This window comes from Hyphococcus sp. (assembly GCF_041986965.1).
GTDB lineage: Bacteria > Pseudomonadota > Alphaproteobacteria > Caulobacterales > Parvularculaceae > Hyphococcus.
The window spans coordinates 785,769-808,833 of the sequence record NZ_JBHIXB010000002.1 but is presented as its reverse complement, the minus strand read 5'-3'; the positions used below and the strand labels follow the sequence as shown (position 1 = coordinate 808,833).

The window sequence follows — 23,065 nt, the reverse complement described above, 5'->3', positions numbered from 1 at the left end:
GCTGATCGCGCGCCGCGGGCTTTCGCGGGCGGATTTAGCGGGGTGATCGTCAGTTTTGGCGCTTTTGCGCGCCGGAGCCTTGAAAACGGAGGAGCCGCCTTGGTTGGCGGGTCCATTGAGCCGGCGTTCGCGCCGGAAGTGTAAAGGGGACCTTTGTGTCGGAACACGAGTCGCATTTTTCGGTCTGGGGATTCATCAAGGGCTTCGCCAAGCTCATCATCGGCGTTCTTTTGATGCTGCAGGGGCTTATCGGCCTCGTTGTGTTGATCCTCATTGTCGGCGTCATGGTCGAAGTCACCAATGGCATCGCCGGCAATGGTGAAAAGGTTTCGGTCTCCATCCCCGATGATGCGGCCCTGGTGCTCGATCCCAATGGCGTGCTCGTTGAAATCGCCGAAGACGTGAACCCGCTCGAGGTGCTTCGCGAGGAAGCCTATGGCATCAATGAACCGACCCAGATTGAGGTCCATGACGTTGTTCGCGTGATCCGCGCCGCCAAAGACGACAAGCGCATTAAGGGGCTTGTTCTTGATCTCGGCTCTATGGGCGCCTCACCGTCGAGCGCATCGAAGCTCCATTACCTTGTCGATGAAATCACCAAGTTCAAGGAAAGCGGCAAGAAGGTCATCGCTGTCGGCGACTTCTACAGCCAGGACCAGTATCTCCTCGCGGCGAACGCCGACGAAATCTACATGAACGATTACGGCAATATCTTCATTTACGGCTACGGCGCCTATGGCACCTATGTGAAGAGTTTGCTCGAGAAGCTGAAAATCACCAGTCACGTCTTCCGCGTCGGCACGTTCAAGTCCGCGGTGGAGCCGTTCCTCCGGGACGACATGTCGCCGGAAGCGAAAGAAGCGAACACGGCTTACCTCTCAGTGCTGTGGCGCGATTATGTGTCCGTGATCGAAAAGGCGCGGGACATGAAGCCCGGCGCCGTTGAAAATTACGCCAACAATCTCAACACGCTTCTGGAAGAAGTTGACGGCGATCTCGGTAAGGCGGCGATGAAGGCCGGCCTGGTCGACGAGTTGCTGTCACGCGCTGAAATGAACGACAAGCTGAAAGAGACCTTCGGCGCGGCCAAGGACGGCAAGTCATTCAGGAAAGTCAGCTTCAAGCGTTACCTGACCTCGCTCGACAAGGATAATGACGATGGCGACCCTAATGTCGTGGTCATTACGGCGGCCGGCGCCATCATCGACGGTGAAGCGCCCACGGGCCGCGCAGCGGGCGGCGACACCATCGCCGCGCAACTGAGAAAAGCGCGCGAAGATGACAAGATCAAAGCGGTCGTGCTGCGGATCGACAGTCCGGGCGGCTCCGCCTTCGCTTCGGACATCATTCGCGACGAAATCCTTGCGCTCAAAGCCGACGGCAAGCCGGTGGTCGCGTCCATGGGCTCGCTTGCGGCCTCGGGCGGATACTGGATTGCAGCGGCGGCCGATGAAATCTGGGCGGCGCCCACGACCATCACTGGCTCCATCGGGATCTTCGGATATTTCAACACGTTCGAAAATACGGCGGCTGAGGTCGGCGTTTATGTTGACGGCGTCGGCACCACCGATCTCGCACCGATCCTCGCGACGGGTCTCGGTCCCTTGCCGGCGAATGCGGCGGACATCATCCAGCAATCGACGGAAAACGGCTATGACCGCTTCCTGACGATCGTTGGCGAGGGCCGCCATCTCGACAAGGAGTATGTGGACTCTATCGGGCAGGGCCGCGTCTGGATTGGCGAAAAAGCGCTGGAGCTGAAGCTTGTGGACAAGCTTGGCGATTTTGACGACGCCACGGCGGCGGCGGCGAAACTCGCCGGTCTTGAAAAATATGATGTCGTCGACATGAAACAAAAGCGCACGACATTCGAGATGTTCATGAGCAATCTGTCCGAAACCATGATTGCGAAATTTGGCGGTGAAAAACAACGCCAGACAGAAGGCGCGGTTGCGCAGATGGTGCGTGCGGCCGAAAAGCAGGCCGAGTTTTTCGCAGAATTCAACGATCCGAACGCCGCCTATGCGCGCTGTCTGACCTGCGAATAGGCTCGCCTGAGTCTTACGCAGGGACGGGCGCTAAGAAGAAAGAGGGGCCGGCGCTAAAGTGATTTAGCGCCGGTTTCGTTTATGACCGATCTGATGCGATACGCCGCGGAACTTGAGGGCGCAGGGGAAAAAGGCCTGCCGCCTGTCGAGAAATGGCATCCGGACTTTTGCGGCGAGATCGATCTGACCATCAAGCGTGACGGAACCTGGGTGCATGAAGGAACGCCCATCGGCCGTGCGCGATTGGTGCGCCTTTTTTCAACGGTGCTGCGCCGTGAGGACGATGACTATTTCCTTGTGACGCCGGTCGAAAAAATGGCGATCGAGGTTGAGGACACGCCTTTCGTCGCCGTCCTGATGCGCCGGGAAGGCGAGGGAGAACAGCAAAAACTCATTTTCACGTCGAATGTGGGAGACGAGGCGGCGGCGGGCCCTGAACACAAGCTTGTCTTCCGCGCAGACCCTGAAACCGGCGAGCGCGCGCCCTATATCGATATGCGGTCGCGGCTTGAGGCGCGCATTGCGCGCGCCGTTTATTATGATCTTGTGGCGCTTGGCGAAACCCGCGACATAGACGGTGAAGAGATGTTCGGCGTTTTTTCGGAGGGCGTCTTCTTTCCTTTCGGGCCTGCAAGCGAAGTTTACGAATAGAGCGGCGATGACAAGCAAGGCGACAGCACCGGACGAGTGGCGCGCGCGGATTGAGCGCAATCTGAAGAACGCGACTGCTGCGCGCGTGCGTGAGCTGTTCAGCGAAATAAATCCGCATCTGGTGGGCGACAAGCTGTTTGAAAAGCGCTGGGGCGCGAAGCGCACAGACGCCGCCGTCCTGGTGCCGCTGATCATGCGTGAAGAGGGTTTGCGCGTTGTCATGACCGTGCGCTCATCGACCATGCCGTCTCATGCGGGCCAGATCAGCTTTCCGGGCGGCAAGACCCACCCGGAAGACAAAACGCCGGTCCATACGGCGCTGCGTGAAGCCCATGAAGAAGTGAATATTCCCCCCGACGCGGTCGACGTGATCGGCTCGCTGGGCATTCACAAGGGCGGGCTCGGCTTTTCCGTGACGCCGGTGGTCGGCCTTGTGAACCCATCGGCGCCGCTGCGTCCTTGCCCGCGCGAGGTCGATGAGATTTTTGAAATTCCGCTCGATTTTGTCGCTGACCTTGCGAACCACGTCACCGAAGAGCGCACGCTCGAAGGCGTTCCATACAAAATGTATGCGGCGCCCTATGGCCGCTATCATATCTGGGGCCTGACGGCGGGAATTTTGCGGTCCTTCGCGGAGACCTTGCAGACAGAAGACGCCGCATGAGCGGCGACGCTCCTGAGATGTTTCGTCCTTTGACGGAGGGCGAGCGTAAAAGCTTCTCCTGGCTCGATGCGCCGCACCTGAATCAGGTGATTGCAGCGCTCGATGCGGCGGAGCCCGGCGGCGCACGCTATGTGGGCGGCTGCGTGCGCGACAGTCTGCTCGGGGTTGCGCCAAAAGATTTCGATGTGGCGACGCTATTGACGCCTGACGCCTCGACGGCGGCGTTGAAAAAGGCGGGCCTTGGCGTTGCGCCGACAGGGATCGACCATGGCACGGTGACGGCGATCGCCGATCATAAAGGCGTTGAAGTGACGACCCTGCGCGCGGATGTTTCGACCGACGGGCGCCGCGCGACGGTCGCGTTTACGCGCGACTGGGCGACGGACGCCGGGCGGCGTGATTTCACCGTCAACGCCATTTACCTGACCCCGGATGGGAAGCTCTACGATCCGGTCGGCGGCGTTGCCGACGCAGCGGAAAAGCGCGTCCGGTTTATCGGCGCGCCGGAAGCGCGCATTCGCGAAGACTATTTGCGCATCCTGCGTTTCTTCCGGTTCTCCGCACGGTTTTGCGAGCGCTTTGACGAGGCGGGTCTCGCCGCCTGCGCCGCCTTGAAAGACGGCATGGGACAGCTCTCGGCGGAGCGGATCGGTGCAGAGATGACGGGCATTCTTTCCTTGCCGCGCGCGGCCTTTGCGCTTGACGCAATGGAGCAATCGGGCGTGCTCGCAAAGGTTTGGCCGGAAACGCCGGACCTCGACGCCGCGTTAAAGATGAAAGAGGTTGACCCTCACGCGTCCGCGCCCGTGATGCTGGCGGCGCTTTACGGCGAATCGGGGCAGGGCATCGGGTCGGCGTTGCGCCTTTCCAATGCGGAAAAGGCGGTGCGGTCAAGCGCGCTGAAAAATCTCGGCGCCATTGCGCCGGCAATGAGCGATCATAAGGTCCGTGAGCTGATCTATCGGTTCGGCAAGGACGGGCTCGCCGACGCGGCGCTCTTGGCCGCCGCCCGCGGTGTTATCTCCGCTGACGACCATGCGTCCCTGAAAGACCGGATCGACCGGTTCGCCGCTCCGTTGCTGACGGTTTCCGGCAAGGATGTGGTCAAGGCGAGCGTAGGGCCGGGTCCTGAGGTTTCCAAAATCCTTTCCGAGACTGAACAGCGCTGGATCAGCGAAGACTTTCCGGGAGAAGCGCGTCAGCGTGAAATTCTCGGCGACGTTATAAAACAACACAAAACCGCCTGATCAACAGCGTCAATCATTTGACCCGGCGCACAAGACCGGATTTTATGGTCTTTAAGGGACCCCAGGGAGGAAACAAGAATGATGGGATTGATGATGGACCGGCCGTTATTGACGACCGAGATCCTCAGACATGCAGTGCGCAATTACGCAAAAACGGAAATCGTTACGCGCACGGTGGAAGGGCCCGTTCATCGTTACACCATCGCTGATTCCGCCAAGCGTATCGCCAAGCTCGCCAATGCGCTTGCGAGCCTTGGCGTGAAAAAAGGCGACCGTGTCGGCGTCATCGGCTGGAACACCTATCGCCAATTCGAGCTTTATTATGCGGTCGGAGGACTTGGCGCTATTTTGCATACGGTCAACCCGCGTCTCGGACCGGAAAACGCAGCCTTCGTCATCAATCACGCTGAAGATGCATTTCTTTTCTATGACACGACCTTCGCGCCGCTGGTCGCGGCGCTGAAGCCGAATTTGAAATCGGTGAAACATTATTGCGCGCTGACGGACAGGGATCACGCCGGGGAAGCGGGCGAGGGCGCGCTGATCTATGATGATTTTGTCGCGACAGGCGATGACGCGTTCGACTGGCCGGAATTTGACGAAAACACCGCCGTCGCCATGTGCTACACTTCGGGGACAACGGGCGACCCGAAAGGCGTCGTTTATTCCCACCGCGCCCTTGTGTTGCAGTCTTTCGCCTGTTGTCTGCCGTCTGCGCTCGGTCTTTGTGAAGGCGACGTTTTGTTGCCGGTTGTTCCCATGTTCCATGTGAATGCGTGGAACACGCCCTATTCAAGCCTCATGACTGGCGTGAAGCAGGTGTTTCCGGGACCGCGTCTCGACGGCGAAGGCCTTTACGAGATGCTCGACAGTGAGAAGGTTACTTTCAGCGCCGGCGTGCCGACGGTCTGGCTCGGGCTTTTGCAGTATCTCGAAAAGACGGGAAAAGAACTTCCCTATTTGAAGCGCGGCATGTGCGGCGGCTCGGCGCTGCCGGAAGCGCTCATTCGCGGCTTTGCAAAATATGATGTCGAACTCATTCAGGGCTGGGGCATGACGGAAATGTCGCCTGTTGGAACGGTGAACGCACTGCCGCCGGAGATACAGGCGTTGCCGCTCGACGAACAAATTCCTTACAAACTGAAGGCCGGACGCGCGCTCCCCTTTGTCGATATGCGCATTGTCGACGCCGAAGGACATGTGCTGCCCAATGACGGTGAGGCGGACGGGCATCTTCAGGTGCGCGGGCCCTGGATTATCAGCGAATATTACAAGACCGATCAGCCGACGCTTACGGCTGACGGATGGTTCGATACGGGCGATGTGGCGATCATTGATCCTGAAGGGTTCATGCAAATCACCGACCGCTCGAAAGACGTTATCAAGACCGGCGGAGAATGGGTGTCGTCGATCGATATCGAGAACGCGGCGATGCTGCATCCGGGTGTTGCGCAGGCAGGCGTCATCGGCGTTTATCATCCGAAATGGCAGGAACGCCCGCTGTTGATCGTGGTGAAAAAAGAAGGTCAGGATCCGACCGAAGACGAGATCAAGGAGTTTTTGAAACCGAAACTCGACAAGATCGCCTGGCCCGATGCGGTGGAATTCGTGAAGGAAATCCCGCTTGGCGCGACAGGCAAAGTGCTGAAGACGGAACTCAGGAAGATTTTCAAGGATTATCAATTGCCGGCGTAACTGACGCGCCTAGACGTTGCCGTTCTCGCCTGCGTCTTCGTCGTAATAGGGAACGAAAGTCAGCACCGTCTGGAACGCCGCCGCCGCGCCGGCGCCGCCCGAAATACATAGAAGCAAAATGCTGATCAGTTTCGGATCGATCGCTTCAGCAAATTTTCCGGCGAACAAAATGACGCCGAGGCCCAGCGCTGCTTTCGCGTAAAACCGCAGAAGCTTTGAAAAAGCATCGCCGCGACCAGAAAACTGCGCGGCGAAGCGGGGGCGCGCGAGCCACACATACATCCAGCAGCCGAAGCCCGCGGCGACCACGGCCGCGATAAGGCTGGGCCCGTGAAACAGGCTTGCGGCGTAGATGCGTGCATCGGCGAAGCTGATGGCGGCGACCGAGGCGCCAATGACGCCGAAAACGGCGCTCACAAATAGCGTCATCACGGGCTTGGCCGTCCGCGCGTCAAGAAACGCCCGCTTTCCCGATCTTGGCGGCAGTCCCCAGTTTCGCGTCATCAAAGCTCCCTAGGCCGAAGGGCTTTCCTGTGGCGTTTTCCGCTATGTTGTTCCGTCGGCTTCAGCCGAGCCTAGCGCGAATCGCCGCGAATACGGACTCAAACATTTCCGGCGTCAGCCGCCGGGTGTTCGTATTGTATCGCGAGCAGTGATAGCTGTCGAACAGCCGCGCTTTCCCGCCTGGAAGCTCATGTTCGGCGCCGTGACCGAATGGCGCGTCCTTCGCTTTCACGCCGAGCGCCGCCAGGGTCGAGTCGTGGGAAATGCGGCCGAGACACATGATCGCCTCCAGCGCGGGCAGGGCGGCGATGCGCGCCGTCAGGAACTGGCGGCAGGTTTTGATTTCCGCGCCGACCGGTTTGTTTTGCGGGGGCACGCATCTGACGGCGTTGGTGATCATCGCGCCTTTGAGTTTCAGGCCGTCATCGGGCCGCGAGTCATATTTATTGTTGGAAAAGCCGAACTTGCCGAGCGTCGCGTAAAGAAGATCGCCGGCGTAATCGCCGGTGAAGGGCCGCGCCGTGCGGTTGGCGCCATGAAGGCCGGGCGCAAGGCCGACGATCAGGAGCTTTGCCTTCGGGTCGCCAAAAGAGGGCGCGGCGCCATTGAAATAATCGGGATAGGCGGACTGATTTTCCTCGCGAAACGCGACGAGCCGCGGGCACAGGGCGCAGTCGACGGGAGGCTCGGCGGGAACCGCGTCAGCCGGTTTTGCGCGTTTTGCTTTGGCCACGGAAATTAATCGACGTCCTCGAAGTCGTCTTCGTAGTCGTCCTCATAATCGTCATCATAGCTTTCCGCCGGTTTCGGTTTCCGGGGCGCTCCGCCGCGGCGCCCAATGACGTTTTCGAGATCGGCGAGATCGATGAAACAGTCGGCCTGACGGCGCAACTCATCGGACGCCATGGGCGGCGACGATTTGACGGTGGAGAGGACGGTGACGCGAACGCCCTTGGCCTGGATGGCTTCGATCACCCGGCGGAAATCGCCATTGCCTGAAAACAGGACCAGATGGTCGAGCCGGTCGGCGAGGAGCATCATGTCGACCACAAGCTCCACATCGGTTGAGCCCTTGTAGCGCTTGCGTCCCTGCGGGTCGGTGAACTCGCGGGTGGTCTTGGTGACCATGGTGTAGCCATTATAGTCGAGCCAGTCGACGAGCGGGCGCAGGGGCGAGTAATCCTGATCCCGATCTTCTTGGATGGCGGTGTAGTAGGAGGCGCGAATGAGCTGGCAGGCTTCCTGTGCTTTCGCCAGCAAGCTTTTGTAATCGATATCGAAACCCAGATTTCGCGCAGCTTTGTAAAGATTTGCGCCGTCAATAAAAAACGCGGTCTTTTCCTGCTCGCGCAGGCCCATGAAGTTGGTCATAATCGCCTCAGCCTAATGTGGATTCTTAGTAACGCCGCTTTCTGCGCGATATCCATTTGAGAAATAAATGATTTTAATCGCCGCCGGCTCCAATCTGCATTTTTGCGGCCTTGATTCGCAAGATATTGTTTTAAGGGCGTTTCAGGCACTTGGCCGAGTGTCGCACCTGAAGAAGGTGTCCTCGCTTTACGAAACGCCCGCCTGGCCGGATCCCGCCGATCCGCCTTTCGTGAACGCCGCCGCAGAGATCGAAACGGATATGGGCCCCGAGGCGCTGATGGCGGCGCTCCACGCCATTGAGGCGGGGTTCGGCCGCCGTCGATCGGAGCGCAATGCGCCGCGGACCCTTGATCTCGACCTGTTGGCTTATCACGAGCTTGTCTCCGGGGAGGACGAGCCGGGCCCCGTTCTGCCGCATCCCCGGCTTGACGCGCGCGCCTTTGTCCTCGCGCCGCTGGCCGAGATTGCCCCGGATTGGCGCCATCCCGTGAGCGGTGAGAGGGCGGCTGCCCTTCTTCAGGCGGCGGATGCGGGCGGGGTTCGGAAAATCGCGTAAAATCAGCGGTTTTTTGCGCTGCAACGCTTGATTTCAGGGGGCGTCTGGCGATATGGCAGGGAGCTCGCTCCGGTCTGCAAGGCCGGCGCGCCTGAATTCTATACGATCAAATTTACCGATCTGGAGATCCTATGGCCCGCGTCACCGTTGAAGATTGCGTCGATAAAGTCACGAACCGTTTCGATCTCGTGCTCCTCGCCGCCCATCGCGCCCGCGTTTTGTCGTCCGGCGCGCCGCTTCTCGTTGACCGCGACAATGACAAAAACCCGGTCGTCGCGCTGCGCGAAATTGCAGACGACGAACTCGTGCCCGATGAACTTGAAGAAGATCTGGTGACCTCGCTCCAGAAACAGGTTGAGCTTGACGAAAGCGAAGATTCCGAAGCCGCGCCGGAAAAAGCCGATGCGCCGGAATTCGATACGATGAGCGAAGACGAATATCTCAAAGCCATTCAGGCTGCGGGCATGACGACGCCGCAGACCCTGCCGAAAGGCTAATCGATTTTGGCCGGCGGTTCCGGACTGTACTGTTGATCAGCGGCCCATTCCCCGGCGCGTTAAAGGCGACAGCCGGGAACTCATGGCGGACCATCAGGCGGCGGGCGACACAAATATCGACCATGCAAGTGCGGGGGACCCGGCTCCATCGCGCCAGCCCATCGGGTTTATCCGCCAGGTAGAGCTGGTGGATCGCGTCAAGGCGTATGACCCCGACGCGGATGAAGACCTTCTCAACAAAGCTTATGTTTACGCCATGAAGGCTCATGGCGGACAGACGCGCGCATCGGGCGACCCGTATTTCTCGCACCCGCTTGCGGTTGCGGCGATCCTGACGAGCCTGCGCGCCGACCCCGCGACGGTGGCGACGGCGCTGCTTCATGATGTTGTCGAAGACACGGATGCAACGACCGACGATATCCGAAAACTCTTCGGCGGTGAGATTGCGCGACTTGTCGACGGCGTCACCAAGCTTTCCCAGATTGAACTGAAAAGCGAAGCCTCGAAGCAGGCGGAGAATTTCCGCAAGCTCGTGATGGCCATGGCGGACGATGTGCGCGTGCTCCTCGTGAAGCTCGCCGACAGGCTCCATAATATGCGTACGCTCCACTACATCCCGAAGCCGGAAAAACGCCAGCGCATTGCGCGCGAAACGATGGATATCTATGCGCCGCTCGCCGGCCGCATCGGCGTTCAGCGTTTCCGTGAAGAGCTTGAGGATATTTCCTTCCGCGAATTGAGCGCTGACGCCCACGCCACCATTGCAAGCCGTCTTGAAGATCTCCAGAAACATTCTCTCGGCGGCGTTCTTGAGCTTGCGAATGTGCTGCGTGAAAAACTCGCCGCCGCCGGCATCAAGGCGCAGGTGATGAGCCGCGAAAAGCGGCCCTATTCCATCTGGCGCAAGATGACGCAAAAGAACGTCTCTTTTGACGAGCTTGCAGATATTTACGCCTTCCGTGTGCTCGTCGATAAACCGGAAGACTGTTATGCGGCGCTCGGGGTTATCCATTCGAACTGGCGCATGATTCCGGTCGAGTTCGACGATTACATCTCTGCGCCGAAGCCGAACAATTACCGCTCGATCCATACGGCGGTGATCGGACCGCCGTCCCCTGACGGCCGCCGCCAGCGCATCGAAATCCAGATCCGCACTTACGAGATGCATGAAACCGCAGAACGCGGCGTCGCCGCGCATTGGCAATATAAGGATTCAAGCGCGGGCGGCTCCACCGTCGAGATTGTGACGCGCGGTCAGTACGACCCCTATGAGACGCCGCGCCGTCTCGTTGAAATGTTCCAGTCGGGCGAAGACCCGGACGAGGCATTGCAATACGCCAAGCTTGAGCTGTTTCAGGACCAGGTTTTCTGCTTCACGCCCAAGGGACGCGTCATCGCGCTACCCAAAGGCGCTACGCCCCTCGATTTCGCCTATGGCGTTCACACCGATGTGGGCGACCAGTGCATCGGCGCCAAGATCAACGGCGTGCAGCGGCCCCTGCGCACGCCCCTTAACAATGGCGACGTCGTTGAAATCCTGCGCTCCGATCATGCGCCCGTCCCGGCGGAGTGGGAAAGCATCGCCGTCATGGGCAAGACCAGGAGCGCCATTCGTCGCCGCATCAAGAAATTGGAGCATGAGGATCATGTTGCGCTTGGCCGCTCCATTGCGGAAAGCGTTTTCACCGGCGCGCATCTTGAATTTTCATTGAAAGGCGTGCGCGAGGGGCTGAAGCGTCTCGGTAAGAATTCTGTTGAAGATGTGCTGATTGCGATCGGCAAAGGCGAGCTTCCCGTCGCCGATCTTGTCGAGGCGGTCTATCCGGGCGCGTCCGTGGAGAGTGACAGCGAAATTCGCGCAGCTTCGTTGCAGGCGTTCCGTCCGCGCATGGCGATTGCGGGCCTGACACCCGGCGTCAAAGTGAAGATGGCGGGCTGCTGCACGCCGTTGCCGGGCGAGCGTATTGTCGGCATCCGGCAGGATGACGGTTCGGTCAGAGTGCATGCGATTTATTGCGAAACCCTCGCCGAGGAAGACCCGCCCCAGGATCGCTGGCTTGACCTTAAATGGCGGGACCGCGAGGAGGGGGCGACCGCTTTCACGAGAGTGGTCACGACGGTGATGAACGGCGTCGGCGTGCTTTCGGAAATCGCCGGGATCATCGCCCGTTATGGCGTTTCTATTGCGAATATCCGCATACAGAATCGCTCAAAAGAATTCGTGGATTTTATTGTGGATGTGGAGGTGAAGGATGCGCGTCAATTGACGCAAATGCTCGCCGGGCTGCGCGCTTCCCCTCACGTCATTGACGCAGAACGCATAGGAGCCGGAGACAATGACGAACTTTGACGCGCTGAAAGAATTTGAAGAAGCCGGCGCGCTGATGAAAGGCCATTTCATCCTGTCGTCAGGGCTGCATTCGGACACCTATCTGAACAAGTCCATCGTCTCCATGTATCCCGACCGCGCCGAACGTCTTTGCCGCGCGCTGGCGGAAAAGATCATGGGCCAAGTGAAGGACATTGATTACGTCATCTCACCGGCCATGGGCGCGATCATTTACGGCTATGAAACCGCGCGGCATCTGAAAACGCCTTTCATGTTTCTAGAGCGCGTCGACGGCGAGTTTCAGCTTCGCCGCGGGTTTTCCATTGAAAAGGGATCGCGGGTTGTCGTCGTTGAGGACATTGTGTCCACCGGGCTTTCCGCGCGCGAGGCGATCACGGCGGTCAAAAAGGCTGGCGGCGATGTTCTGGCGCTTGGTTGTCTTGTGGACCGTTCGGCGGGCGCCGCCGATATTGGCGCACCGGTGATCCCGCTTGCGGAAATCAAGGTGGAGGCGTGGGAGCCCGACAATCTGCCGCCGCATCTGAAAGGCACCCCGGCGGTGAAGCCCGGCAGCCGCGGGATCAGCCAATGACGGATAAGAAACCGTTGCGCCTCGGGGTCAATATCGACCATGTGGCGACCATCAGGAACGCCCGCGGCGGCCCGCATCCCGACCCCGTGCGGGCGGCGCTTCTGGTTGAAAGCGCCGGGGCGGACGGCATCACCGCGCATCTACGTGAAGACCGCCGCCATATCCGCGACGACGACATGCGCCGCCTCAAGGAAGAAATCGGCCTGCCGCTCAATTTCGAAATGGCTTCGACGGCGGAGATGCTGCAATTGTGCACACAGGTGCAGCCTCATGGCTGTTGCATCGTGCCGGAAAACCGCAATGAGCGCACGACCGAAGGCGGGCTTGATGTCGCGGGCCAGCATAATTTCATTGCGCCTTTTGTTCGTGAGCTGACGGACGCCGGCATTCGCGTATCGCTGTTTGTCGATCCGGAGCCGGAGCAAATCCACGCGGCGAAATCCGCCGGCGCACCGGTGATCGAAATCCATACCGGCGCCTATTACGAAGCGACGATGAAAACCGAACCGGCTCTATATAAGGCGGAGCTGGAGAAAATTCGCGCCGCCGCAGAACTCGCTGATTCCATCGGTCTTGAGGTTCATGCGGGCCATGGTCTCACATTCTTGAATGTGCAGCCGGTCGCCGCGATCCCGCAGATTGTCGAATTGAATATCGGTCATTTCCTCGTCGGCGAGGCGGTGTTCATGGGCCTCGCCGAAGCGGTGAAGGAAATGAAGCGTCTGATGCAGGATGCGCGCACCGGCGGGCTTTATTGATGATTCAGATCATCGGATCTCCGATTTCGCCTTATGTGAAAAAGATTCTCGCCCTTCTGGTGATGAAAGGGTTGGAGTTTGAAGTCGATCCGATCACACCCTTCTACGGCGATGATAGGTTTTCCGAATTGTCGCCATTGCGGCGAATTCCGATCTTTATCGATGGCGATATCGTGCTGAACGATTCTTCAGTTATTGCTCAATATATAGAAGAAACATGGCCGTCGCCGTCTGCGCTTCCCTCAACGCCGGCGGCGCGGGCGAAAGCGCGGTGGCTGGAGGAATATTCCGACAGCCGCATGGGCGAAGTGTTCATCTGGAAGGGTTTTGCGGCGAAGGTGGTGCGTCCGCGCGTATTCAAAGAACCGTTCGATGAGCAGGCGTTCAACGACAATGTGCAAACCGGCGCAGTGGAAGTGATGGATTATCTGGAAAGCATCGCGCCTGATGACGGTTTTCTGGCTGGCTCGTTTGGCCTTGCGGATATTTCCGTGGCTGCGATGTTCTGCTGCATGCGGTATGCGGAGTGGACGCCTGATGCGAAGCGCTGGTCGAAATGTTGCGTCTGGCTTGCGCGCACGGAAGCGGAGCCGGTCATGGCGAAAGTGAATGAATGGTCCGACGCGCTGATTACTGCGCCCATTCTCGAGCGCCGCAGGATCGCTGCGGAAATTGGCCTTAGACTGACGGAAGAGACATTCGGCCTGAAAACACCGCGCCGTGCGGCGATGTCGCAACTTTAAGGGACGGCTCATGATCATCGGTCTCGGCAACGATCTCATCGACATCCGCCGCGTGGAAAAGACGCTGGAGCGCCATGGCGAGCGCTTCACCAATCGCATCTTCACGGACGTCGAACAGGCGAAATCCGACCGCCGCCTGAACCGGGCGGCGTCCTACGCCAAGCGATTCGCCGCCAAGGAGGCTTGCGCCAAGGCGCTGGGGACCGGCATCGCCCGGGGCGTTTTCTGGCGCGATATGGGGGTGATTAACCTTCCGGGCGGAAAACCGACCCTGGCGCTCACCGGCGGGGCGGCGGAAAGACTGAGGGAAATCACGCCTGAAGGGCATATCCCCGACATTCACCTGACGATCACGGATGACTTTCCCCTGGCTCAGGCCATTGTCATAATCTATGCGCAGGCTAAATAGGGTTCTCTTAAAGGTCGGGGCGGGCAAAAAGGGTAGCGTGATGTCAACAAGCGAAGAAGGCGGCCAGGTCGCAGGTAAAGCGGCGACCAGGAAAGGCGCTGAAAAGCCCCAGCAGGCGCCGATGACCGCGGCCGAAGAGGCGTGGGATCTCGCCAAAACCGTTGTCTTCGCCGTGGCGATCGCTCTGGTCTTGCGCATCCTTATCTTCCAGCCGTTCAATATTCCTTCCGGCTCCATGAAGCCGAACCTTCTTGTCGGCGATTTTCTTGTCGTCTCGAAGCCGACTTTCGGCTATTCGCGCGCGTCGCTCGTTTATCCGTTAACGCGCATCCCTACCCATGGCCGCGTTCTTTCTTTCGCCAAGCCGCAGCGCGGCGACATTGTCGTGTTCAAAAACCGCAAGGACGGCAATAAGGATTACATCAAACGGGTGATCGGGCTTCCCGGCGACACGGTGCAGATGCTGGGCGGGCATCTCCACATCAACGGCCAGCCGGTGGAGAAGGAACTCATCAACGCGAATGTGCCGGATGTCTGCGGTCCCGGTTACGGCGCGCCGGCCTATCGCGAAACCCTCGATAACGGCGTTTCCTATGTGGTGCAGGAATGCGCCGGCGATGAAGGCCATCTCGACACCACATCCGTCTATCATGTGCCCGCGGGCCATTATTTCATGATGGGCGACAATCGCGACCAGTCGCAGGACAGCCGCGTGATCGCGCTTGTGGGCTATATTCCTGAAGATGCGGTGGTGGGCAAAGCCGAACGGCTTTTCTTCTCCGTAGACGGAACGAAGACCGGCCTCCTGACCGTTTGGAACTGGCCTTTCGCCATCCGTTACGGCCGCATTTTCGATCCGGTCAGATGACGGCGAAAGATACGAAGGGGCTCGAGGAACGCATCGGGCACATATTCGCCGACCAGTCGCTTCTGACACGCGCTCTCACTCATTCGAGCCTTTCCGGCGGCGACCGCGTGGTGCGCGATCTTGAACGGCTGGAGTTTCTGGGTGATCGCGTTCTCGGTCTCCTGACCGCCGAAACGCTGTGGCGACAATATCCGCAATATGATGAAGGCGATATGGCGCCGCGGTTAAACGCCTTGGTGCGTAAGGAGACTTGCGCCAAGGCGGCGCTTCATTTCGGCGTTGATAAATATATCCGCATGTCGGAATGGGAGGCGCAGTCGGGCGGACGCAAGAAAAAAGCGATCCTCGGCGACGTGATGGAGGCGTTGTTGGGCGCCCTTTATATTGACGGCGGGCTGGAGGCGGCGCGCAATATTTATGATCAGTTCTGGACGCCGAATCTTGAAGACCTGTCGAAGCTGCACAAGGACCCGAAAACCGCGCTGCAGGAATGGTCTCAGAACAAGAAACTCGGCACACCCGATTATGACGTGCTCGAAGCTGAAGGCCCGGCCCATGCGCCCGCCTTCACCGTAGCGGTGAAGGTGAAAGGCAAGAAACCGGCTGAGGGCCAGGGGCGCTCCAAGCGGGAAGCGCAGATGGAGGCCGCGAGAAATTTTCTCGTGCGCGAAAAAGTTTGGACAGAAGATGAGTGAGCCTGAAACCCACTGCGCCATGATCGCCGTAATCGGCGCGCCAAATGCGGGCAAGTCCACGCTGGTCAACGCGCTTGTGGGCGCGAAAATTTCCATCGTCACCCAGAAAGTGCAGACGACGCGGGCGCGGGTGCGCGGCATCCTCACCGAAGATCAAACACAGCTCGTGTTCATCGATACGCCGGGGATTTTCATCCCCAAACGCCGCCTCGACCGCGCCATGGTCGCCGCCGCCTGGGAAGGGCTCGACGGCGCGGATATCACGCTGATGCTGATCGACGCGCCCGGCTATCTTGCCGGAGAAAGCGAAAAGGGCGCGGCGGGCAAGTCCCGCCTTGACGCCGACCGCATCATCGAAGGGCTGAAGAGTTCGAACCGCAAGGCGGCGCTCATCCTCAACAAGATCGACGACATTGCGCGCCCGAAACTCCTCGCGCTGGCGCAGGAGTTAAACGATAGCGGCGTCTTCACCGATGTCTTTATGATCTCGGCCAAGAATGGCGACGGTCTCGGCGATTTGCGCACGTTCCTGATGGAAAAGGCGCCGGCGGGTCCGTGGCTTTATCCCGAAGATCAGCTTTCGGATATTACCGACCGGTTGATGGCGGCTGAGGTGACGCGCGAAAAAGTCTTCCTGCGCCTCCATCAAGAGCTGCCTTATGACTCCACTGTCGAAACCGAAAGCTGGAAGGAAACCAAATCCGGCATTCGCATAGACCAGACAATCTATGTGGCGCGCGAAAGCCAGAAGCCAATCGTCCTCGGCAAGAATGGTCAGACTTTAAAAGTCATCGGCCAGGCGGCGCGCGAAGAACTGATCGATATTCTGGGCGTTCCCGTGCATCTCTTTCTTCACGTCAAAGTCCGCGAAGGCTGGGACGAAGAAGCGGCGCGGCTGAGGAGCATCGGGCTTGATAGCGTGGAGTGACGGCCAGCGCGGTGGCTGATTCAGTATTTAGTTTTCTCTGATGCGACGCGGGCTTTTCCAACGAGATCGTGAAAAGCAATAAAGCCAACTTGGGAGATGACGCGGCTGTCCATGGACTGGTCGCGATTGTCGCCCATCATAAAATAATGACCGGCCGGAACGTGATAGACAGCGGTATTGTCGAGTTGGCCTTCGTCGTCGGCGCATTCCTGCACAATATAAGAAACGCCATTGTCGAGGGTTTCCCGATAGGTGGGGGCGCCATACACAGGGCCGCATATATCGGGAATATATGCTTCGACAAGTTCCTTTCGCACCGGCTCGTCATTGATATAGAGACGGCCGTTCAGCATCTGAACCGTGTCGCCAGGCAGACCGATGATGCGCTTGACGTAGTCCTTATTGCTGTCTTTCCGGTTTTTAAAAACGACTATATCGCCACGCTGCGGGGCGTGTGCGAAAATGCGCCCTCGCGGAAGAGCCTTGCCAAATGGGGCTATCGAGGCGCCGCTATATCCGTAAGTCCATTTTGAAACGACGAAGTGGTCGCCTGTCTGCAGTGTCGGTTTCATCGAAGCTGCAGGGATATTGTATGGCTGCAAAAGGAAATTGCGCATCAACAATCCAAGAACGACCGTGGCCAGGACCGGTAATAACCAGATGCCGAGATAGCCCAGTAGTCTGGCGGGACCGGCTTTCTCCACGACCTTTTCGCGACGTGACACATAGAGCCATATGCCGACGGCGGTGATCGCTGCGAGTCCAAAACCCATGAGATCGGTGACCGCGAATCCTGCGGGCCTCATAATGGCGAGCGGTGCAGCGCCGGAAAAAAACAAAAAGCCGACAAAAGCAGCGCCGAACAATGCGCTTACAGCGATTTGCAGCAGTGACATGGTAATGGCGGCCCGCGTTTGCCGCGCATAGAAAAGCCCCAGCCCCCAGCCAAAAAATGTGAGCAACGCGGCGATCCATGGACGGACCCGTCGTGTTGAAACAGGTGACTTTTGTTCTGTATCAGTCAAGATAGATTTTAAGTTGCCCCATGGCTTAATAGCACGAATTTCCAGAATTGTCCTCACCTCATGAACTTCACAGACACCGGCATTATTCTTGACGCGCGCGGGCATGGGGAGACCCACGCCATTGCCGATGTCTTCACCGAAAGCCATGGGCGCTGGGCGGGACTCGTTTATGGCGGGCAGGGGCGCAAGATGCGCCCGCTCTTGCAGCCCGGCAATGAGGTGACGCTGGAATGGAAAGGCCGCGGCGACGACAGCCTCGGTCATTTTGCGCTGGAAATGTCTCACGCGCGCGCCGGCGAGGCCATGGGTGAGCGGTTGTCCTTGTCGGCGTTGTCGGCGGCATGCGCCGTTGCGCTCGCGACCTTGCCGGAGCGTGAAGCGCATTCACGCGCTTATATGGCCATGTCGATCCTGCTCGCCAATCTCGATGACATTGACGTCTGGCCGGCGCTCATGGCGCGCTGGGAGTTGGGGCTTCTGGCGGAGCTTGGTTTCGGCCTGACGCTTGACCGTTGCGCGGCGACGGGGGCGCGCGAAAACCTCATTTACGTCTCGCCGCGCTCCGCCTGCGCCGTGTCGGCGGAGGCGGGCGAGCCGTATAAAGACAAGATGTTGCCGTTGCCGCCATTCTTGCGCGGCGCTTCCAGCGAAGCGACGCTGGCAGAGGCGATCGATGCGCTCAAAACAACGGGCCACTTTCTCGAAACGCGCATCCTGCATATTTCCGACAAGCAATTGCCGGAAGCGCGATTGCGCGTTGTGGAGCTTTTGACAGCGCGGCTTTAGGCGCTGGCGTTTGCTCTTTCATAGATGAAAATATCCATCATGGCGCCTTCAAACCGGCGTTCGCGGATGTCTTTCCCGTCGACATAGTGCGATGGATCTGCGGCCAGCGGATGACCGGGGTCGTCGACCCAGATTTTTTCCAGCAAGGCGTGTCGTGGTTCGAAAAAGACGGCGGCGCCATTTGGTTTGACCACCCGCAACGCCTCGCTGAAAACCGCAGCGCGTTTGTCCTCGTCGACATGATGCAGAACGCCGAAAAAGAAAACGGCGTCGAAGCACTCTTTTTCAAACGGCATATTGCTGGCGTCGAACGCCTGAAACCTGATTTTATCTTGAACGCCATAGGCCGCTGCATTCTCTTGCCAGTTCTGGCGAGCATAGTGCGTGGCGTCACTTTCAGGTTCGCCGGTCAAAACATCATAGCCTTCGAGTGCGAGTGCGATGGCGAAATTGCCGGCGCCCGTGCCGACGTCGAGAATGGACGCCTCTTTGGGCAGGGAGATCGCCTCCAGGGCGATGGCGGCGTCATTGCGGATCGGCTTCAGGCTGTCATCTCTTTCTTTGTGTTCCATTTTCGAGTACCTATAATGTGATAATTAAGTGCGTGCGCACGCATATATATGCCGGAAAGCGGGAGAGTCAATATGAAAACCGGGAAGGGACGCGATGTGGACAATCACCTCGTTCTTTATGACCTGATCGGGACGCTCGCCCGGCGGCGTTTTCAGGACGCTGAAAAGTGGTTCGCCACGCTCGGGCTCAACCACACCGAGGCGCGTCTATTGAATCTGGTGCATCAGGAAGGCGGTGACGTCGCCCAGGATGTTTTGTCGGGCATGATTTTCATCGACCGCACGAATGTGGGGCGCGCGCTGAAAAGCCTTGAGGCGTCCGGTTATATTGAACGGCGCAAGGGCGAGTCCGACAAGCGGACCTATATAGTGCGGATTACCGCCAAGGGCCGTAAAATCATCGCCGAGATCGGCAAGCTGCGCAAAAAAATGGCCAAAGGCTTTTTCGGTGACCTTAGCGCGGATGACGCCGGGCGTATTCTGCGCCTGCTTGAAAAGTCTGTTGAGTTGGGCTGACGACCGCTTGCTACATCAACACCAGTTCGGCGTGGAGCGCGCCGGCGGCTTTCACCGATTTCAGGATGTCGATCAGCTCGCGCGGGCCGACGCCGAGGGCGTTGAGGCCTTCGATCAGATCTGACAGCGAGACATTTTCATCGACTTCCGCGATTTTCCGTTCCGAGTTGGTGTTCACCTCGATGGACGTGTCCGGCAGGACGATGGTTTCACCATTGCGCGAGAAGGGATTGGGCTGCGAGACGAAAGGCGTTTCGCGCACCGTGATGGTCAGGTTGCCTTGCGTCACGGCGAAGCGCGAAATCTTCACATCGGCGCCGAGCACGACAGTGCCGGATTTCTGGTCGATGACGATGCGTGCTTTTTGTTCCGGCGTGACGCGAATGTTCTCGATGCGGCCGATCAGGTGAACCGGGCTCAACGGCGCCCCCGCCATGGCGAGTTCGATGGTGCCGGGGTCGAGAATTTTTGCAATCGGCTGGCCAAAGGCGTTGTTGATCGCGCTTTCGACACGCGCCGCCGTCGTAAAGTCAGGCGAGCGCAGGGCGAGGCGCAGCGTTTCCATATCTTCGAAATTGAAGTCGATTTCGCGTTCGACCCGGGCTCCTTGCGGGATCGAGCCTGTGGTCGGCGCGCCAAACGTCACCGAGGCGCCGTCGCCTTCGGCGGAAAAGCCGCTGGCGAGGACCGGGCCTTGCGCAACAGCGTAGATCTGGCCGTCGCCGGCGTGAAGCGGCGTCATGATCAGCGTGCCGCCAAGAAGGTTCGATGCATCGCCGATGGCTGACACCGTAATATCGATCTGTGAGCCGGCGCGCGCAAATGGCGGCAGGGTGGCCGTGACGACGACAGCGGCGACGTTGCGCGGGCGGAAATCCTCACCCTGCACATTGATGCCGAGACGCTCCAGAAGGCTCGACATCGCCTCTTCAGTGTAAGGCGAGTTGCGCAGGCCGTCGCCCGTACCGTCGAGACCGACGACAAGGCCGTAACCGACAAGGTCGTTGCCGCGCACGCCCTCAATATTGACGATGTCTTTGAGGCGCACATCTGCCGATGCGTCGGCGACAAAAACAAAGCCGGCGAGAATGGCGGCGACGAAAATTTTCAGGCGTTCAAACATTCTTATCTCAGGTAATTGGCGAGGGAGAGAAGCGAAATCCGTGACGTGACGATGTAGGACGCTTCCAGCTGCGATTCGATTTGCTGCATGCGGGTCGCCGCTTCGTAAGGATCGCGCGCGGTGTGCTCGTTATAGGTGAGGCTATAAGCCGTCTCTTCAGCCTCAAGGCGGGTCTGCGCTGCGGCGATGCGTTCTTCCGAAGCGCCGATGCGTGCGCGAACGGCGATGATGTCGCTGGACGCCTGAATAAGGCCGCCGGCGGCCGTAGAGAGCGCTTCATTGCGGTCCACAAATCCGGTTTGTTCATCGGCGACAACGACCGTGGCCAGATGGCGCAACAGATCGCGGACAGCCTGTTCGTCAGCCTTGGCGCTGTAGTCGACCAGTTCCCCGTCGGCGATTTCCGTGCGCGCAGCGTCGCCCGTTCCACCGGTGTAGATGGTCGTTTCAAAGCCGCCTGCCGGATCGTTGAAGTAGAAATCGAGATCGGTCTGCAATTGCGCGTTATCGGCTGCGCCGGTGAAAATGGCGCGAATGTCGGTGAGCAAGGTTTCCGCATCGGCAAGGGCCGGAAGATCGGCGGCGTCGCCTGAGAAAAGGCTGCGCCCTTCATAACGGGTGTTGAAAGCGGAAATCGCAGCATCAAGCTGCAGCTTGGCCTTGGTGCCGGCGATATTGATGCTGGGTTCATGGTTTTGACCGACAGCGCTCAAAATGTCTGCGCCCATGGTCACAATGCCGTCTTCAGAGAGGGTCAGTGCGGTCTGGGAGGCTTGCGCGCGGCCAAGAGCGCGGGTCGCCGCGTCCTGACGGGCGGTCACATCGCTGATCGCCTTGCTGAGAAGATGAACGTCGCCGACCTTGCCGCCGAGTTCGGCCTTGAGATCGGCGATACGGCCGGTGACCATCTCCGTGCGCGCCTGTTCGGCCCGCGATTTGAGGTCGGCCGCTGCGTTTGTCAGGCGGCTATATTGAAGCAGTGTGGGAAAACCGTAACCAGACATATCAGATTTCCATCAAACGGCGGATCATTTCGTCGACAGTCTGAATGACGCGCGTGTTGGCGGCGAAGGACTGCTCGATAATGATGAGGTTCTGAAGTTCACGGTCTGTGTCGACGCCGGTCTCGAATTTCTCGGCTTCATAAAGGCTTTGGGCCAGCGCCGAAGAGGCGGTCAGCTGTTCCGTGGCGTTGGCGCGGGCGCCGCCGGCGAGGGCCGCGAGATGGGCTGCGCCTTCACTGGCGTTAAGGTCGCCAGGCGATTGAAGCGAGGCGTGAGAGGGGCGGGAATCCGTCATCGCAGAGATCAGCGCGCGCACAAAAGCGTCGGCGCCGGCGGGGCCCGGCGCCACGGCCTGAACGCCGTCGCGCACGCGCCAGACTTCGCCGCCCTGGGCCGGGTCAACAGCGGCGTTGAGTTCGATGCGGCCGGCGAAGCCGTTCAGGTTCAAGACGTCTGAAGCGGCGCCATTGTCAGTAAATAAGCCCGGATCGCCCGGATTAAGCGTTGGATCGACCGCCGGGTCTTCGAAGCGGCCGATGAGATCGAAAGCGAGGGCGTCAAGCGCTTGCGACATTTCCGGTACGGTATTGTCGCGCACATTGAACAGCCCGGCGATGGCGCCGTTTGTAATCGGCAGCGAGCCGGGGCCGCCTGGCGTAATATCTTTTCCGTCGACCGAGATGCCGGAGAGAGAGCCTGCGCCGCCAAGATATTCCTGGCCGGCCGTCACCAGAGCAGCGGGCGAGAATTCGACCGTGCGCGCGGTGCCAGACAGAAGGAAAACACCTTCCGGCGTCATCAGATCGATCCGTCCGCCTTCGCGAACGAGTTCGCGCACGGGGATGGCTTCGTTAACCTTGTTGATCAGTTGCTGGCGCTGGTCTTCGAGCGCCGTCACGTCTGCGCCGGCGGCGGCGCCGCGGCCGATAGAGCCATTGAGCGCTTCGATCTTCTGAAGCGCGTCATTCACTTCATCAACGCGCAGACCGATTTCCTTGTCCGCTTCGGTGCGGATCTGCTGATAGCTCGATGCGATCCGGTTAAATGTCGAGGCGAGATCGTTCGCTGTTGCAACGACTTTTTGCTGTAACGGCGTTGAATTCGGCGTTTCGGCGAGGGCGCGCATCGCCGATTCCAGATTGGCGTATTTCTGGAACAGGGACGTGGGATCATCCGGCCCGCCGAGGAAATTGGAAATGCGCGTCATCGCGTCGGCATTGGCGCTGTCGAACGCAAAGCTGGCGTCCGCGATACGGCGCTCATAAGTGACGGCGGAATTCGTCGCGCGGCTGATGCCGGAAACGGAAACGCCGGCGCCCGCGCCGTCGGTGACGCGTTCCGAGAGGTTTACATCGCGGCGGCTGTACCCTTCGGTCAGCGCATTCGCAATGTTGTTTGAGGCGACGCCGGCCCGCCGCGAAGCCGCGGTCAGGCCGGAAGCTGCATTGTTCAGCGCCTGGGAGATTGTCATACCGACGTCCCCT

At 59.3% G+C, this 23,065-nt stretch carries 25 protein-coding genes; 17 read left to right on the top strand and 8 right to left on the bottom strand.

What is annotated here, in order from left to right; translation table 11 throughout:
• Positions 1-155: 155 nt before the first annotated feature.
• The 5 genes from sppA (at position 156) to ACFC5L_RS12780 (ending at position 6,305) form a co-directional block, all read left to right on the top strand.
• Positions 156-2,048: a signal peptide peptidase SppA gene (gene sppA / locus ACFC5L_RS12800; protein ID WP_375202543.1), complete on the top strand. Its 1,893-nt coding sequence runs from the start codon at positions 156-158 to the stop codon at positions 2,046-2,048.
• Between the two features lie 81 nt (positions 2,049-2,129).
• Positions 2,130-2,699, top strand: coding sequence for a DUF1285 domain-containing protein (locus ACFC5L_RS12795; protein WP_375202544.1), 570 nt, complete (start codon positions 2,130-2,132; stop codon positions 2,697-2,699).
• Between the two features lie 7 nt (positions 2,700-2,706).
• Complete coding sequence (locus tag ACFC5L_RS12790) at positions 2,707-3,363, top strand: CoA pyrophosphatase (protein WP_375202545.1); 657 nt, start codon at positions 2,707-2,709, stop codon at positions 3,361-3,363.
• Positions 3,360-4,610 (top strand): CCA tRNA nucleotidyltransferase, encoded by a 1,251-nt coding sequence (locus tag ACFC5L_RS12785; protein ID WP_375202546.1) that lies wholly within the window; start codon positions 3,360-3,362, stop codon positions 4,608-4,610. The genes ACFC5L_RS12790 and ACFC5L_RS12785 overlap by 4 nt, the downstream gene beginning before the upstream one ends.
• A 78-nt stretch (positions 4,611-4,688) precedes the next feature.
• Positions 4,689-6,305, top strand: a complete 1,617-nt coding sequence (locus tag ACFC5L_RS12780; protein WP_375202547.1) for a long-chain fatty acid--CoA ligase — start codon at positions 4,689-4,691, stop codon at positions 6,303-6,305.
• 9 nt (positions 6,306-6,314) lie between these two features.
• On the opposite strand, the gene ACFC5L_RS12775 is transcribed toward ACFC5L_RS12780, so the two are convergent.
• The 3 genes from ACFC5L_RS12775 to ACFC5L_RS12765 form a co-directional block, all read right to left on the bottom strand.
• Entirely contained in the window at positions 6,315-6,809 is a 495-nt protein-coding gene (locus ACFC5L_RS12775) for a hypothetical protein (RefSeq protein WP_375202548.1), read from the bottom strand.
• Positions 6,810-6,870: 61 nt separating this feature from the next.
• Positions 6,871-7,548 carry a uracil-DNA glycosylase gene (locus ACFC5L_RS12770; protein ID WP_375203280.1) on the bottom strand — a complete coding sequence of 226 codons (678 nt, stop codon included), beginning with the start codon at positions 7,546-7,548 and terminating at the stop codon, positions 6,871-6,873.
• Positions 7,548-8,180, bottom strand: coding sequence for a LabA-like NYN domain-containing protein (locus ACFC5L_RS12765; protein WP_375202549.1), 633 nt, complete (start codon positions 8,178-8,180; stop codon positions 7,548-7,550). Before ACFC5L_RS12765 ends, ACFC5L_RS12770 begins: the two co-directional genes overlap by 1 nt.
• A gap of 67 nt (positions 8,181-8,247) precedes the next feature.
• Here ACFC5L_RS12765 and folK point away from each other — a divergent pair, with 67 nt between their 5' ends.
• From folK to era, 10 genes are all read left to right on the top strand, one after another.
• Complete coding sequence (gene folK / locus ACFC5L_RS12760; RefSeq protein WP_375202550.1) at positions 8,248-8,736, top strand: 2-amino-4-hydroxy-6-hydroxymethyldihydropteridine diphosphokinase; 489 nt, start codon at positions 8,248-8,250, stop codon at positions 8,734-8,736.
• A 131-nt stretch (positions 8,737-8,867) separates the two neighbouring features.
• Positions 8,868-9,233, top strand: coding sequence for a DNA-directed RNA polymerase subunit omega (rpoZ, locus tag ACFC5L_RS12755; protein ID WP_375202551.1), 366 nt, complete (start codon positions 8,868-8,870; stop codon positions 9,231-9,233).
• An 82-nt stretch (positions 9,234-9,315) separates the two neighbouring features.
• Positions 9,316-11,583: a RelA/SpoT family protein gene (locus ACFC5L_RS12750; protein WP_375202552.1), complete on the top strand. Its 2,268-nt coding sequence runs from the start codon at positions 9,316-9,318 to the stop codon at positions 11,581-11,583.
• Positions 11,570-12,154 carry an orotate phosphoribosyltransferase gene (pyrE, locus tag ACFC5L_RS12745; protein WP_375202553.1) on the top strand — a complete coding sequence of 195 codons (585 nt, stop codon included), beginning with the start codon at positions 11,570-11,572 and terminating at the stop codon, positions 12,152-12,154. The genes ACFC5L_RS12750 and pyrE overlap by 14 nt, the downstream gene beginning before the upstream one ends.
• On the top strand, positions 12,151-12,912 hold the full coding sequence (locus ACFC5L_RS12740) for a pyridoxine 5'-phosphate synthase (RefSeq protein WP_375202554.1): 762 nt from the start codon (positions 12,151-12,153) through the stop codon (positions 12,910-12,912). The genes pyrE and ACFC5L_RS12740 overlap by 4 nt, the downstream gene beginning before the upstream one ends.
• Positions 12,912-13,655: a glutathione S-transferase family protein gene (locus ACFC5L_RS12735; protein ID WP_375202555.1), complete on the top strand. Its 744-nt coding sequence runs from the start codon at positions 12,912-12,914 to the stop codon at positions 13,653-13,655. The genes ACFC5L_RS12740 and ACFC5L_RS12735 overlap by 1 nt, the downstream gene beginning before the upstream one ends.
• Before the next feature lie 10 nt (positions 13,656-13,665).
• Positions 13,666-14,064, top strand: a complete 399-nt coding sequence (gene acpS, locus ACFC5L_RS12730) for a holo-ACP synthase (protein WP_375202556.1) — start codon at positions 13,666-13,668, stop codon at positions 14,062-14,064.
• Between the two features lie 40 nt (positions 14,065-14,104).
• Entirely contained in the window at positions 14,105-14,932 is an 828-nt protein-coding gene (gene lepB / locus ACFC5L_RS12725) for a signal peptidase I (protein ID WP_375202557.1), read from the top strand.
• On the top strand, positions 14,929-15,627 hold the full coding sequence (rnc, locus tag ACFC5L_RS12720) for a ribonuclease III (RefSeq protein WP_375202558.1): 699 nt from the start codon (positions 14,929-14,931) through the stop codon (positions 15,625-15,627). The genes lepB (ACFC5L_RS12725) and rnc overlap by 4 nt, the downstream gene beginning before the upstream one ends.
• Positions 15,620-16,555, top strand: a complete 936-nt coding sequence (gene era, locus ACFC5L_RS12715) for a GTPase Era (protein ID WP_375202559.1) — start codon at positions 15,620-15,622, stop codon at positions 16,553-16,555. The genes rnc and era overlap by 8 nt, the downstream gene beginning before the upstream one ends.
• Positions 16,556-16,575: 20 nt before the next feature.
• Here the strand turns inward: era and lepB (ACFC5L_RS12710) are convergent, their stop codons facing one another.
• Complete coding sequence (gene lepB, locus ACFC5L_RS12710) at positions 16,576-17,685, bottom strand: signal peptidase I (RefSeq protein ID WP_375202560.1); 1,110 nt, start codon at positions 17,683-17,685, stop codon at positions 16,576-16,578.
• Between lepB (ACFC5L_RS12710) and recO the strand changes: the two genes are divergently transcribed.
• Positions 17,641-18,366, top strand: a complete 726-nt coding sequence (recO, locus tag ACFC5L_RS12705) for a DNA repair protein RecO (RefSeq protein WP_375202561.1) — start codon at positions 17,641-17,643, stop codon at positions 18,364-18,366. The two genes, lepB (ACFC5L_RS12710) and recO, sit on opposite strands and share 45 nt — an antisense overlap.
• Here recO and ACFC5L_RS12700 read toward each other — a convergent pair.
• Positions 18,363-18,938: a class I SAM-dependent methyltransferase gene (locus tag ACFC5L_RS12700; RefSeq protein ID WP_375202562.1), complete on the bottom strand. Its 576-nt coding sequence runs from the start codon at positions 18,936-18,938 to the stop codon at positions 18,363-18,365. The two genes, recO and ACFC5L_RS12700, sit on opposite strands and share 4 nt — an antisense overlap.
• A gap of 72 nt (positions 18,939-19,010) precedes the next feature.
• Here ACFC5L_RS12700 and ACFC5L_RS12695 point away from each other — a divergent pair, with 72 nt between their 5' ends.
• A complete protein-coding gene (locus tag ACFC5L_RS12695) occupies positions 19,011-19,454 on the top strand; it encodes a MarR family winged helix-turn-helix transcriptional regulator (RefSeq protein WP_375202563.1) in 444 nt (147 codons plus the stop codon).
• Positions 19,455-19,464: 10 nt separating this feature from the next.
• Here the strand turns inward: ACFC5L_RS12695 and ACFC5L_RS12690 are convergent, their stop codons facing one another.
• Genes ACFC5L_RS12690 through flgK form a run of 3 tightly spaced genes read right to left on the bottom strand, consistent with a single transcriptional unit; the run spans position 19,465 to position 23,052 of the window.
• The gene (locus ACFC5L_RS12690) at positions 19,465-20,577 is read right to left on the bottom strand and encodes a flagellar basal body P-ring protein FlgI (protein WP_375202564.1); all 1,113 of its coding nucleotides are present in this window, start codon (positions 20,575-20,577) and stop codon (positions 19,465-19,467) included.
• 2 nt (positions 20,578-20,579) lie between these two features.
• Positions 20,580-21,581: a flagellin gene (locus ACFC5L_RS12685; RefSeq protein WP_375202565.1), complete on the bottom strand. Its 1,002-nt coding sequence runs from the start codon at positions 21,579-21,581 to the stop codon at positions 20,580-20,582.
• A gap of 1 nt (position 21,582) precedes the next feature.
• Entirely contained in the window at positions 21,583-23,052 is a 1,470-nt protein-coding gene (gene flgK / locus ACFC5L_RS12680; RefSeq protein WP_375202566.1) for a flagellar hook-associated protein FlgK, read from the bottom strand.
• Positions 23,053-23,065 lie beyond the last annotated feature (13 nt).